Annotated in this window: 11 protein-coding genes; 5 read left to right on the top strand and 6 right to left on the bottom strand. The window is 50.8% G+C overall.

Annotated elements, in window-relative coordinates:
• A partial coding sequence (locus tag BMY60_RS13615) for a transposase family protein (protein ID WP_143057391.1) occupies nucleotides 1-162 on the bottom strand: 162 nt, incomplete at its 3' end.
• 154 nt (nucleotides 163-316) lie between these two features.
• Here BMY60_RS13615 and BMY60_RS13610 point away from each other — a divergent pair.
• From BMY60_RS13610 to BMY60_RS13595, 4 genes are all read left to right on the top strand, one after another.
• On the top strand, nucleotides 317-1,561 hold the full coding sequence (locus BMY60_RS13610) for a lipoprotein-releasing ABC transporter permease subunit (protein WP_090334364.1): 1,245 nt from the start codon (nucleotides 317-319) through the stop codon (nucleotides 1,559-1,561).
• Nucleotides 1,554-2,267 (top strand): lipoprotein-releasing ABC transporter ATP-binding protein LolD, encoded by a 714-nt coding sequence (gene lolD, locus BMY60_RS13605; RefSeq protein WP_090334362.1) that lies wholly within the window; start codon nucleotides 1,554-1,556, stop codon nucleotides 2,265-2,267. Before BMY60_RS13610 ends, lolD begins: the two co-directional genes overlap by 8 nt.
• A gap of 163 nt (nucleotides 2,268-2,430) precedes the next feature.
• Complete coding sequence (locus tag BMY60_RS13600; RefSeq protein WP_090334360.1) at nucleotides 2,431-4,134, top strand: ABC transporter ATP-binding protein; 1,704 nt, start codon at nucleotides 2,431-2,433, stop codon at nucleotides 4,132-4,134.
• Nucleotides 4,135-4,358: 224 nt separating this feature from the next.
• Entirely contained in the window at nucleotides 4,359-5,789 is a 1,431-nt protein-coding gene (locus tag BMY60_RS13595; RefSeq protein ID WP_090334359.1) for a dihydrolipoyl dehydrogenase, read from the top strand.
• A 103-nt stretch (nucleotides 5,790-5,892) separates the two neighbouring features.
• Here the strand turns inward: BMY60_RS13595 and BMY60_RS13590 are convergent, their stop codons facing one another.
• Nucleotides 5,893-6,798 carry a polysaccharide deacetylase family protein gene (locus BMY60_RS13590; RefSeq protein WP_090334357.1) on the bottom strand — a complete coding sequence of 302 codons (906 nt, stop codon included), beginning with the start codon at nucleotides 6,796-6,798 and terminating at the stop codon, nucleotides 5,893-5,895.
• Nucleotides 6,798-7,670, bottom strand: coding sequence for a GNAT family N-acetyltransferase (locus tag BMY60_RS13585; protein WP_090334356.1), 873 nt, complete (start codon nucleotides 7,668-7,670; stop codon nucleotides 6,798-6,800). Before BMY60_RS13585 ends, BMY60_RS13590 begins: the two co-directional genes overlap by 1 nt.
• Before the next feature lie 363 nt (nucleotides 7,671-8,033).
• On the opposite strand from BMY60_RS13585, the gene BMY60_RS13580 reads away from it, so the two are divergent.
• On the top strand, nucleotides 8,034-8,225 hold the full coding sequence (locus tag BMY60_RS13580; RefSeq protein WP_090334354.1) for a (4Fe-4S)-binding protein: 192 nt from the start codon (nucleotides 8,034-8,036) through the stop codon (nucleotides 8,223-8,225).
• A 230-nt stretch (nucleotides 8,226-8,455) separates the two neighbouring features.
• On the opposite strand, the gene BMY60_RS13575 is transcribed toward BMY60_RS13580, so the two are convergent.
• The 3 genes from BMY60_RS13575 to wecB all read right to left on the bottom strand — a co-directional run bounded on the left by BMY60_RS13575 (nucleotide 8,456) and on the right by wecB (nucleotide 11,979).
• Complete coding sequence (locus BMY60_RS13575; protein ID WP_090334353.1) at nucleotides 8,456-8,989, bottom strand: hypothetical protein; 534 nt, start codon at nucleotides 8,987-8,989, stop codon at nucleotides 8,456-8,458.
• Between the two features lie 320 nt (nucleotides 8,990-9,309).
• Nucleotides 9,310-10,761, bottom strand: coding sequence for a mannose-1-phosphate guanylyltransferase/mannose-6-phosphate isomerase (locus BMY60_RS13570; RefSeq protein ID WP_090334351.1), 1,452 nt, complete (start codon nucleotides 10,759-10,761; stop codon nucleotides 9,310-9,312).
• Between the two features lie 84 nt (nucleotides 10,762-10,845).
• Entirely contained in the window at nucleotides 10,846-11,979 is a 1,134-nt protein-coding gene (gene wecB / locus BMY60_RS13565; RefSeq protein WP_090334350.1) for a non-hydrolyzing UDP-N-acetylglucosamine 2-epimerase, read from the bottom strand.
• Nucleotides 11,980-12,871 lie beyond the last annotated feature (892 nt).

Here is a 12,871-nt window from a genome sequence, read left to right as displayed (position 1 = left end):
TTCCTCAATAGCCACCCAATTGTCCGCTCCACAAATAACTGAACAAAGAGTGATAAAAAATATATCCTGGAGCTGATGTTTCTTTTGCCTATCCACTCTTGGGTCTTTTATACTTGAAAAATGATGAATGATTGAAGGCGTTGCCGTTGGTTTGTCTATCATTTGAAATCAAAATGATAAACCTAATACCTCAACTAATTTCTATTTTCAAGTATTTTTAAGCCCGATTGCCCTGTGGAGCAAGCCTGATTATCTACTCATTCTTACTAAATTATGGCACACTTAACGATTTGACTAAACAGGGCATTTATTTTTTGTGTCTCCATACGAGCTCTTTATCGGTTTGCGTTATACCCGGGCAAAAAAACGCAATCACTTTATTTCGTTTATTTCACTGATTTCTCTGCTGGGCATTACGCTGGGCATGACTGCCCTGATTACTGTCATGTCTGTCATGAACGGCTTTCAGAAAGAAGTGCGCGCGCGCATCCTGGGTGTTGCTTCACATGTGCAAATTATTGGTTTCGATAACCGGCTGTCCAATTGGCAGACCCTGGCCGACGAAGCGTCCAAGCATCCCTCGGTGGAGGGTGCTGCGCCTTTTGTCAGCGCGCAGGGGATGGTGTCCTATGATCAGGTAGTGCATGGTGCAATTGTACGCGGTATTCTGCCAGAGAAAGAGAATCATGTGGCCGACTTCGCCGATATGATGGTCAGCGGCGAACTGGAAAGTCTGGTACCGGGCGAATTTGGTATCGTCATCGGTATGGAGCTGGCGCGCAGTCTTGGCGCATTCAGGGGCGACAGAATTGTACTGATTTCGCCGCAAGGCCAGGTAACGCCCGCGGGCATACTGCCACGGCTGAAACAGTTTACCGTAGCCGGCATTTTTGAGGCCGGACATTTTGAATACGATTCCGGGCTGGTACTGATCCATATGGCTGATGCGCAGAAACTGTACCGTATGGACGACCATGTCTCAGGTGTACGTTTAAAATTAAGTGACATGTTTCTGGCGCCGAAGGTTGTCAACGATTTAGCCCGTTCGCTGACCGGTCCTTACTATATCACTGACTGGACACAGCAACATGCCAACTATTTTCGTGCCATACAGATTGAAAAACGCATGCTGTCACTGATTCTGGCGTTAATCATTGCAGTGGCAGCGTTTAATATCGTGTCGACGCTGGTCATGGCGGTTACCGACAAGCAATCAGATATCGCCATTTTGCGCACACTCGGCGCCAGTCCGCGCAGCATCATGAAGATTTTTATTGTTCAGGGTACGTTTATCGGTGTTGCCGGAACCATTCTGGGTGTGGCCGGTGGTGTGCTCCTGGCTTATAACGTCGGAGAGGTTGTCGCATTTATTGAATGGATTTTCAGTGTGGAATTTTTATCCAACGAAATTTATTACATCAGCAAAATTCCAACCGATCCGCAGACGACGGATATTGTCACTGTTGCGGTGGCATCGTTTATTCTGAGTCTGCTCGCGACGATTTATCCGAGCTATCGGGCATCCAGGGTAAACCCGGCGGAGGCGCTGCGTTATGAATGATGCTGTTACTGTTGCCGCTGCCGGGCGCAGTGCTGTAATCACCTGCCGAAACCTGTTTAAACAGTTCGATCAGGGCGAACTCGAAGTGTCAGTCTTGAAAGGCGTGAATCTGGATGTTCTGAGTGGAGAAATGCTGGCCATTGTCGGTGCGTCGGGTTCCGGCAAAAGTACGCTGCTGCATTTGCTGGGCGGCCTGGACAAACCGAGCAGCGGCGAAATCCATATTCTGGGAAAAAATATTGCTGCGATGGATGAATTGACCCGGTGCAGGCTGCGTAACGGTTCATTGGGATTTATTTATCAGTTTCATCATTTGCTGCCAGAGTTCACCGCGCTGGAAAATGTCGCCATGCCGCTTTTGATTCGTCGAATGGCAGTTAGCGAAGCGCAAGACCGCGCTACTGCGGTGCTGCAGCAGGTCGGCCTTGGTCACCGTCTAACGCATACACCGGGCGAATTGTCCGGCGGCGAACGTCAGCGCGCTGCGGTGGCCCGTGCGCTGGTCACCGAGCCGGCCTGTATTCTTGCGGACGAGCCGACCGGAAATCTTGACCGCCATACCGCCGAAGCCGTTTTCGATTTGATGCTCGAATTGAATGAGAAGGTCAATGCCAGTCTTATCGTCGTCACCCACGACCAGCAACTGGCTGCGCGTGCCAAACGGATCAAGCAATTGATTGACGGTGTACTGCAGGATGTAACATAACCTGTATTATGTATCCGGAAAGTTTGACATTTTTGCAACACGGTTCCTTCATTGAGCCGGCGGCCGTCCGGTCACAGGCAATCACTGAGGGCTTTCAGGTAAGATTGGCTGTTTTCTAATTGTTCAATCGGCATCATTCAAAAACCGGTTCTCAAACAAATTCATGCGAACGCTTATCACATACATTATGGTTTTTCCGCGGCGCAGCGCATTTGTGCTGTTTGCACTGCTTGTTGCCGGTGTGGCGGAAGGACTCAGTCTGACCGCCTTGCTGCCGCTGTTATCCATCGCGGTCGGTGAATCGTCCGGCGATTCCGGTATCGGCAAGTTTATGGAGGATATTCTTCAAACAGTCGGTATTGAACCGACGCTGGATATGATTTTAATCATTATCGTCGGCGGGATGTTCACAAAAGGGTTGATATTATTGCTGGCAAACCGCCAGGTTGGCTATACGGTCGCGCATGTGGCGACGGCACTGCGGCTGAATCTGATTGAAGCGCTACTCGCCAGCCGCTGGCAATATTATTTGCGCCAGCCCGTCGGCTCGCTTGCCAATTCGGTGGCAACGGAAGCTTATCGCGCAGCCAATGGATTCGAACACAGTGTGATCGTGCTCGCGCTGGCGATTCAGGTACTTGTTTACGCCGTGGTTGCCGTGTTTATTTCGTGGGAGGCAACGCTTGCTTCCCTGCTAATCGGTCTGTTTTTGCTGCTCCTTCTGCACCGGCTGGTACGCGCAACGCGGCGCGCGGGCGCCAGTCAGACGCAATTGTTACGCTATCTGCTGGCGTATCTGTCGGATGTATTGAATTCGGTTAAATCGCTCAAAGCCATGGCGCGTGACAATGTCGCCGACGCGATTTTGCACGATCAGACCAAGCAACTGGAAAAGGCCACGCGTCGAGAAGTCATGAGCCGTGCGGCACTGATGGCATTGCAGGAGCCGATACTCGCGGCTATCACTGCTGCCGGTTTATATCTGGCGCTGGTCATCTGGGAACTGTCGCTGCCTGAAGTAATGGTCATGGTTTTTCTGCTGACCCGTATACTGGGTCTGCTAAACAAAACGCAGCGCAAGTATCAGCAGCTTGCCGTGCAGGAAAGTGCGTACTGGGCGCTACGCCAAGCCGCGGAAAATGCGGCAGCCGCAGCCGAACGTAATTCGGGGACAGACGAACCTGACCTGAATCACGGGGTGGTGTTGAAAAACGTGCAATTCAGCTATGGAGAGAAAACGATTTTCCAGGATTTAAATCTTGAAATTCCGGTCCAGACATTTACTGCCGTGACCGGTCCTTCGGGTGTGGGCAAGAGTACCCTGATCGATTTGCTGTGCGGACTGGCGGAACCCAATCACGGTGAAGTGCTGATCGACGGCAAGTCGCTGCATGATATCGATTTGCGTAAGTGGCGGCACATGATCGGCTACGTTTCTCAGGACACAATTTTGCTGCACGATACCATCATGAACAACATACTGGTTGGTGAACCTGCTTTGACTGCAGAAGATGCGGAGCGTGCGTTGCGACAGGCGGGTGCATGGGGGTTTGTCAGCGCGTTGCCCGATGGTATGCAGACGGTTGTCGGCGAACGTGGCGGGCTGCTGTCCGGCGGGCAGCGTCAGCGCATTGCCATCGCGCGTGCGCTGGCGCATGGTCCGGTATTCCTGATCATGGACGAACCGACCAGCGCCCTGGATCCCGAAAGCGAGAAAACCATCTGCGAAACATTACAGCAATTATCCAGGCAGCTTACCATTATCGCGGTTTCTCATCAGCCTGCGGTAATCAATGCCGCAGACAGAGTATTTATTTTATCGCATGGAGAAGCAAAAACTCTGTCGCAAAGTGCGACAGCCAATTGAAACCCAGTAAAGCATGTATGCATGCAATCTTCCTGCTTGCTGATATCCGACACATTTTGTATGTGAAAAATATGCCGGTCTGCCATCCTCATTAAAATATCCGGCGTGAATCCGGTAAAATATCTCTGATAGCATGTTAACGTCCCTGGACCGATCATGGTGGCATTATCGCATTAACCCGTGTAAGGTATACAAAAGCAGATTATTTTTTCTTTTATTGAGCTATGGCAACTCGAAAAACGCGAAAAGCGGACATCGTCATTATCGGCGCCGGAACGGCGGGGCTTTCTGCATATGGCACTGCAAAACAGATAACCCAGGATATCATTTTAATTAATGAAGGCCAATACGGAACAACTTGTGCGCGTGTGGGGTGTATGCCCAGCAAAGTGTTTATTCAGGCTGCCAATGATTTTCACCGGCGGCATCAACTGGCGAAACAGGGGATTCAGGGCGGTGAACAGATACATATCAACACAGGGAAAGTGCTTGAATATGTCAGATCCATGCGCGATTATTTTGTCAGTTTTGTGCTGGAGACGATTGAAGATATCGGTGAGAACAATATACATGGCAGGGCGCGGTTTCTGGAACCTGCCACACTTCAGGTCAACGAACAGATTATTCAGGCCGGCAAAGTTATTCTGGCAAATGGCTCCACGCCGTTTATCCCCGAACCGTTAACAGCCATTCGTGCAAAGAACCGTAACAGTGTCCTAACGACCGACGAATTATTTGAACTGGAAAGCTTGCCGGAATCGGTCGCAGTCATCGGGACGGGTCCGCTTGGTCTGGAACTCGGCCAGGCAATGCACCGGATGGAGGTGGCAACACATCTGTTTGGCCGTTCCCGTACTGTGGGCGGCTTAACTGACGCGGATGTTATCGAATATGCTATCGACGCTTTTCAGGAAGAGTTTCCGCTCAGTTACACCGGGGAGCTTTGCTACGAACTGTGCGGCGATGATATCGCCATCACTTGGGAGGAAAAACAGGAGTCGAGGCGCATTCTGGTCAACGCTGTGCTGGTCGCTGCCGGGCGGCGTCCGAATGTTAGGGATATGGGCCTGGAAGAGATCGGCGTACCGTTCAGTGACAAAGGGGTGCCGCAATTCAACCCGGAAACCATGCAGATCGCGAATTTTCCCATTTTTATAGCCGGTGACGTTACCGGGCAGCGGCCTGTGCTTCATGAAGCGAGTGACGAGGGGCGGATTGCAGGCTGGAACTGCGCTTATGAGACTGTTGCGTTTCAGCGGCGCACACCGCTTGCCATTACTTTTTCAGAGCCCAACATCGTGCGCGTCGGCAAATCCCGGCGTGAATTGACAGAAGGAGATTACCATACCGGTGCGGTTTTGTTTGACTCTCAGGGACGTGCGACCATTCAACAATACAATAAAGGTATGCTGCATATATTCGGCGACAAAGAAAACGGGCTTCTGCTGGGCGCGGAGATGATCGCGCCTGCCGGTGAACATATGGGACATCTGCTGTCCTGGGCGATTGAAAACAGAATGACTGTTTTTGATGCATTGGCTGCGCCGTTTTATCATCCGGTTGTGGAAGAAGGGTTGCGCACCTGTTTACGGGATCTGGCTAAAAAAATCGATCCGCGCCGTCAGGGTCTGGAAATTCGGTTTAAAAGCAATTGACGGAAAAACGAACGCGTTTTTGATTCAATGCTTCGGTCGTTTTTTCAGATATGTATGGGAAACGAAATTGCTAGTGTTCTATCAATATGATATTGATAGAACACTAGTGCACGCCCGGCTGATGTTCTGCCCACCAGTGCCGGGCAATCTCATCACGCCGGCAGATCCAGACCGGGTCGTGATTTTGCACATAATCAAGGAAACGTGCCAGCGCCATTGCGCGTGCCGGATGTCCGCTGATCCTGCCATGCAGACCGACGTTCATCATCTTCGGGCAGTGTTCGCCTTCCTGCCATAACAGATCGAATGCGTCTTTAAGCGACTGGAAGAAATCTTCACCGGAAGTAAATCCGTTCGGTAGCAGGTAACGGATATCATTATTGACCAGTGTATACGGAATTACCAGGTGCGGCGGAGATCTATCATGCCAGTAATAGGGCAAGTCATCGTTGTAAGCGTCCGAACTGTACAGCAGTTCACCGGTTTCACGCAGCAGACGGCGGGTATTTTGACTGATTCGCCCGGTATACCAGCCAACTGGACGGTTACCGCAAATCCGCTCGATAATTTCAAAGGTCTGATAGATGTGGCGGCGCTCCTCGTTTTCGGCAATGCTGCGATAGTCTAGCCAACGGTAGCCGTGCCCGGCGACTTCGTGTCGGGCTGCGGCGAGCGCACGGCCGATATCGGGATTGAGTTCCAGTGCCCTGCCCGCGGCAAAGGCTGTCAGCGGCAGGCTGCGTTCGCTGAACAGCCGCAGAATGCGCCAGGTCCCGGTGCGTGATCCATACTCATACATGCTCTCGGCGCTCAAATCCCGCTCTCCCTCGCGGCAAGGGCGGCCCGGCAGCTCGTGCAGATACGCTTCAGAGCAGGCGTCGCCATTGAGGACGCATGATTCCGCACCTTCCTCGATATTGAGCACGAATTGAACTGCAACACGTGCACCTCCGGGCCACCGCGGATGCAAAGGCTGAGCGCCATAACCGATCAAATCACGTCTGGTCATTAACCCAGCTCGAAGGTTGTAACGCCGAAAATGCGCGCGTGTGCAAGCGCCGGCGGCTGGCCCAGGTACATCCGCGCACACCCGAAAACTTCGCTCATTTCGTGTCGCTGCGCAAATTCGATTGCAGCCGGGTTGTTTTCCGGCGCATCGAGATACAATGGACCGCCTGCAGCAAATACAGCCAGATGCTTGTAAAGCATCCCGGCAGTCCGGTTGTCGTTTGCAAATAGAGGGCCTATTTTGCAGCCTTCTCTGCAGCGCCGTACCACGCCGTACCCAGCAAGCTTTCCTTCGCGCCTGCAACCGAGGGCGAGTGCGTCGGGCAGATTTGTCCAGGCTTTCAAAAAAGCCGTGCGCAGCGCAGGGAAGCAGATGCGGTCGTACGCTTGAATCCAGGCGAATGGTACGGATGTTAGCGGGACGATCTCCGCTTCATCAATCAGCGGCGCTCCATAATGTTCAGGGATTTCAGCGCGAAACCGCATGTTGCGGTGCGAGAAAACAAAGCCGCCTCTGGCATAGTAATCCTGCATCGCGAACACACCATCCAGGCCGATGCACGCGCCCGGACGCAGGCGGGCGAGCAGCCGGTCGCGGCGGGCGTGCCAGAGGGTATTGCCAAGCCCCCGTCCCCGGTATTCGGGACGAATGATAAAAAAGCCCATGAAACCGAATTCATTCTGATAAGCTGTAATAGTCCCGCCACCAACCAGCATGCCGCCGCGTTCAGCTGCGATGAACGCCTCTGAATCCGCCGCCCAGAATGCGTCGGCATCGTGAAAACCCGGATTCCAGCCTTCTTGGGCGGCCCATTCAATCAATACGTCCACTTCGGGCCGCGTCATGTTTCGTATGGTCAGTTTGTCCGGCATGGCGAGGCTTTCCCTGGACGATGAATGGATTGGCGGGCGCTTGAAAGCAGGGTTGTTAACGAGTTGAGCAGGCGCATGACTTTCTTCTGAATTTTGCCGGTATTAAATAACTATCACTCAAATAAAACTGTTGTCAATGATAATTTACTGGTTTCATATCAGCACAAGATGCAAGGTTGGGTTAAATGTATGCGCCCCGGGATTTTTCTGTTCACCATCGATTGTAATAACCAGTGTCTTTTTGATGTGCCGTGCTTTTCTTTCGTTCCCGCGTTCATGTAAACTGTCAAACGATCATGTTTCTATCTGGATCGCAGGTATTTATAAACCGGCAATCTAATTTTCTGCAGGAGTAAAGCGCTTATGAAAGTAACATACGATGCCAATACATGTATTCACGCAGGCAACTGTGTGAATAGTCTTCCCACCGTGTTTAAAGTCGCCGACGGAGAGTTTGTGATTGACCAGACAGGTGCAAGCGAAGCTGAAATCCGGCAGACAGTGTCCAATTGCCCGTCGGGCGCGTTACAGATTATTGAACGCGATAATCCGTAATAAGCTGTATCTGTGGCAAACCATAAACAGGGCGGAAATCGCTATGGCGCCAGGCCGGAAAACGCTGCGTTAGGAGCCGCGGATAAATAAGTGTGACGATTGGGCGCGTCTGGCGGAATGCAATGCAAGGCGGGAGGATGAGTCATAGCCGAGCTATGGCGGCGGCGAACAACGCCGCAGTGTGTCCGCCAGATGCGATCCAGGTGTTACAGTTATTTATGAACGACTCCTTAGTCCGAGTTCTTTGTGTTATCAGCAGCCGGTCTCGCGTCTCTCAGTATCTTCAAATATTTTTCCGCCAGTGCCGGCTTCCAGTCACTAAAAGATTCCAAAGCCTGAATAGCAGAGGGGATCAGCGGGTTATGCCTTAAAGCCAGCGTTGTAATCGATGCAAATGCCGCATCGGAAGACGAAGTGCCGACCCACGATTGCAATAATGCTGCAGTGGCGATATTTTCCCGCAGAGCCCGATAATCGAAATTTGCGTCGGCGGGTTCAATACGGAGTTTTTCCAAGAGCTTTTCCGCCACTTCCTTGGAATAGACAGGGTCTCTTTTTCTTCCTGTGGCAACTTCTAAAATATCCGTAAAGTGCGTAAATAAACGGATATCGGTTTCCGCTCTGGCGCTTTCTGCCAGACGCTGCTCCGCCTTGAGCTTCAGCCGGTATTCTTTCAGCGCGAGCCACACGCCGGCGGATGTTGAAATAATGCCGGCAAATGATGCGACTGGAATCAGCCAGTCTTTGATATCGGTTGGATCCATTAATTTCCCGTTCCTTTTACCGTCTTGTGCACACTGCGTTGTTCCGGTAGCAGGTTGCAAACACCTTGTTTATTGTATGCTGTATTGAATAGCGTTATAGCATAACCATTGTAATACTTGATTCGCTTGCGTGATTTCCCGGAAGAATAATTATCGCTCTATTTCTTTCACTTTTACCGTAGTGTTCAAGATCACATGGCGCCCGCCTGATAAAGCATTGCCGCTTGTGTACATAAGCGCTTTATTTCCTGTCGCTGATGAATTTTTCTGCGGTGATGTGACGAACTTAATAATATTGTGATTGAATTATGTACGCCGGATCAGGCTTTGTCACGTCCGTAAACATCTTCAAAGCGCACGATATCATCTTCGCCTAGATAAGAGCCGGATTGTACTTCGATCATTTCGAGCGGGACGCGGCCCGGGTTTTCCAGGCGGTGACGGGTGCCGACAGGAATATAAGTGGATTCGTTTTCGGTTACCAGAAAGCATTCGTCGTTACGCGTTACGCGGGCCGTACCACGCACGATGACCCAATGTTCGGCGCGGTGATGGTGCATTTGCAGCGACAAGGCGCCGCCGGGTTTGACGACAATGCGTTTAACCTGGAAGCGTTCACCGGAATCCACGCCGTCATACCATCCCCACGGACGGAATACCTTGCGGTGCAGATGGCTCTCCGTTCTTCCGGTTTCTTTGAGACTGTCAACGATTTTTTTTACATCCTGGGTCTGATCTTTATGTGCAACCAGGATGGCATCTGATGTTTCTACAACGATCATGTCTTCGATACCGATACAGGTGACAAGGCGGTTTTCCGAGATGGCCAGGGTGTTTTTGCATGCATGCAGGAGAACGTCGCCCTGGGTGACGTTGCCGCTTTGATCCTTGGGCAGAACATGCCACAGCGAATCCCACGCGCCGACATCGGACCAGCCGGCTGCCAGTGGAATGACAGCGCCAGCCGGCAGTTGCGGATTCTGCCCCAGTGCGATATGCTCCATAACGGCATAATCGATAGATTTGCTGACGCATTGTTCAAACGCTGCTTTTTCAACGCGGATGAAGTCGCCATCGAGACTGCCGCCGTTCCACGCTGCGCGGCATGCGGACAGAATTCCCGGATGACAGAGTTCTATGGCTTGCAGCCAGGTCGATGCACGCATCAAAAATAGTCCGCTGTTCCATAGAAATGAACCGGCTTTAAGATAGGCCTGTGCGGTTGCCGTATCGGGTTTTTCGACGAAGCGTGCAATGCTGTATGCATCGGCATCCGTCAATTTTTCCCCTGTTTGGATGTAGCCATATCCGGTTTCCGGTTTGTCCGGCGTAATGCCGAATGTCACGATAGAACTGTTGAGCGCAAGCTGAATGCCTTGCTGCACGGATTGTTTGAAGGCGCCCGTGTCGACTATGACGTGATCGGAAGGCATAACCAGCAGAATTGGATCGTCATTTAGATGCAATGCCGAAAGCGCCGCGATCGTTAGTGCCGGCGCTGTATTGCGGCCGCTTGGTTCAAGCAGAATGGTACTTCTGCGCCCCATCATGCGCAGCTGTTCGGCAATGACAAAACGGTATTCTTCATTACAGACAACGATGGGGTCGGCAATATTAATGTCGTCAAGTCCGTCCATCCGGCGTACAGTGGCCTGCAGCAGTGAATCGTCGCTGACCAGCGTGAGTAGCTGTTTTGGGTGTTTTTCACGGGAAAGCGGCCACAAACGCGTGCCTGAGCCGCCTGACAGGATAACGGGTATTAATGTATGCATATCGGTTTTCCATGAAATGTATAGAGGACGCTACGCCGCATTGCAGGGGATCTTGCCGGATTATATCCGTTTTTTGTTTGCACTTTATCCGCCCTGGACGGGTGATCGATCAAGTACCCTGTCCAGTATGGCGACGATTCTTTCAGCGGCTCTGCCATCCCAGAGTTCAGGTCTGCGGCATGCAGTTTGCGGGTTACGTAATACGTTGAACGTTTCATTGATAATAGTAGTTGAGTCTGTGCCCACCAGTTTGTTTGAGCCTTCCTCAACGGTGATCGGGCGTTCAGTGTTTTCACGAATTGTAATGCACGGCACCCCCAGCGCGGTCGTTTCTTCCTGCAGGCCGCCGCTATCCGTCAGTACGACTGCGGCGTCTTTCCATAGATGAAGAAATGACATGTAAGCCAGCGGTCCCGTCAGCGTGATGTTAGGGCCAAGATCGATGGCATACTTGTCCAGATTCCGGCGTGTGCGCGGATGCACCGGAAAAATAAGCGGCAGTTTTTGTGCAATGGCTTTAAGTGCTTGTCCGATCCTTGCAAATGTTTCGGCATTATCGACATTACTGGGACGGTGTAAAGTGATGACGCCGTATCGTTTTCCGGCTTCTGCCTGTGCGTTTTTGAACGGCGTCGTGGCAAAATGACGGGTATCCATGTGGGCAAGCTTTTTTGCCTGATAAAGCAGATTGTCGATCATTACATGTCCCACGTTAAATATGGCGCTATCCGATTTGCCTTCGTTTTGCAAATGCTGTACGCCGCTGGGTTCGGTTACAAAAAACCAGTCGGAAATACTGTCTGTAACCAGCCGGTTGATTTCCTCAGGCATGTGCAGGTCGCCGCTGCGCAATCCTGCTTCGACATGCGCCACCGGTATTTGCATTTTTTTTGCAACGATAGAGCAGGCCAGTGTTGAATTGACATCGCCCACAACCAGCACCGCATCCGGCATTTTACTCTGACAGTACTGTTCAAATGCGATCATGATTTTTGCAGTTTGTTGCGCATGCGACCCGCCGCCGACACCCATAAAAATATCGGGCTGCGGTATTCCAAGTTCTTCAAAAAAAACTGCGTTCATTTCCGGGTCGTAGTGCTGGCCAGTATGGATAATCTTGAAAGTTAAAGTTGGGTGCGCCTTCAGTGCGCGCACAATAGGCGCGATCTTCATGAAATTTGGCCGTGCGCCTGCAACGAGATAAATTGTTTTTTGCATAAACGGGTCTGGATGGATTGTTATTCTCAGTAGGCGAGGATAGTGTTAAAAAAGAGTTAAATGTCGCCTATTTTAGTTGATTTTATTCAATGATTAAGTTGAATTTATATCTTTTTTGCAGGTCTTGTTTTGAAACCGTGTTGTTATATTTAACTAAAGTTTCACGCTTTTTTAGAGCATGTGACTGAGTTTAATAATTTCCGGCATTGTGGCGGTGCTGACTGCCGGCCATGGTGAAACAGCACCAACTATGACCCTGTTATCAATAGGACAGAATCTAAATTTACCCTTTAGATACAGGTTACAACATTCATGGCTTCATCAAAACTTCCCTGGTCAGCCCTGTGGGCTGCGTCATGATCTTTGGTACCCTTTGGTACCGTCAACTGATAAATGAAAAGGCCTGGCCTAACCAAAATTGTCACAATAGGCTTTTCGCTAACTTATTGAGCAATATCGGAGAACAAGGCAATGCCTCATTGTAATACAATTTTTTCTCAGGTTCTAAGATTTGTTTCGAGACATAAATTTGAATCTCTGGCACCGTCGTCATATAGGAATATCTTCTCATACTGTTACCCGATGATGGTCACAGTTTGTGACCATGGCGATGGCGCAGTTGTCCAGCCGCATCAGTTTGCGGCGATTTCGTTGGAAACATGGGCGCGCAAGCACGTCGCCTTTATCATTTTGGCAGCGCGAAACTGACACGCTTCAACCTTGCCCGTATGAATGAAGACAAGCCTTATGCGCACCAGGACCGGATTCGCGGATCTGTAACAGGGGTCTGTAACAGCACCTAATGGTTTCACTTAACCAAGATTAATAGTAACCCCAATAGTCAAGACCCGCTGTTGTGTTTAAACTTGTTTTCAAGATGAACAAGTTTATT

Source organism: Nitrosomonas sp. Nm51 (assembly GCF_900111165.1).
In the GTDB taxonomy this organism is placed as follows: Bacteria; Pseudomonadota; Gammaproteobacteria; order Burkholderiales; family Nitrosomonadaceae; genus Nitrosomonas.
Note: the sequence above shows the minus strand (reverse complement) of the source record. Positions and strands in the feature narration are given on the sequence as shown.

Bases quoted from the DNA above. Each gene is read 5' to 3' on its own strand.
- BMY60_RS13585 (WP_090334356.1), bottom strand. From the start codon at position 7,670: ATGCCGGACAAACTGACCATACGAAACATGACGCGGCCCGAAGTGGAC.
- lolD (WP_090334362.1), top strand. From the start codon at position 1,554: ATGAATGATGCTGTTACTGTTGCCGCTGCCGGGCGCAGTGCTGTAATC.
- BMY60_RS13580 (WP_090334354.1), top strand. From the start codon at position 8,034: ATGAAAGTAACATACGATGCCAATACATGTATTCACGCAGGCAACTGT.
- BMY60_RS13575 (WP_090334353.1), bottom strand. From the start codon at position 8,989: ATGGATCCAACCGATATCAAAGACTGGCTGATTCCAGTCGCATCATTT.
- BMY60_RS13590 (WP_090334357.1), bottom strand. From the start codon at position 6,798: ATGACCAGACGTGATTTGATCGGTTATGGCGCTCAGCCTTTGCATCCG.
- BMY60_RS13595 (WP_090334359.1), top strand. From the start codon at position 4,359: ATGGCAACTCGAAAAACGCGAAAAGCGGACATCGTCATTATCGGCGCC.
- wecB (WP_090334350.1), bottom strand. From the start codon at position 11,979: ATGCAAAAAACAATTTATCTCGTTGCAGGCGCACGGCCAAATTTCATG.
- BMY60_RS13600 (WP_090334360.1), top strand. From the start codon at position 2,431: ATGCGAACGCTTATCACATACATTATGGTTTTTCCGCGGCGCAGCGCA.
- BMY60_RS13570 (WP_090334351.1), bottom strand. From the start codon at position 10,761: ATGCATACATTAATACCCGTTATCCTGTCAGGCGGCTCAGGCACGCGT.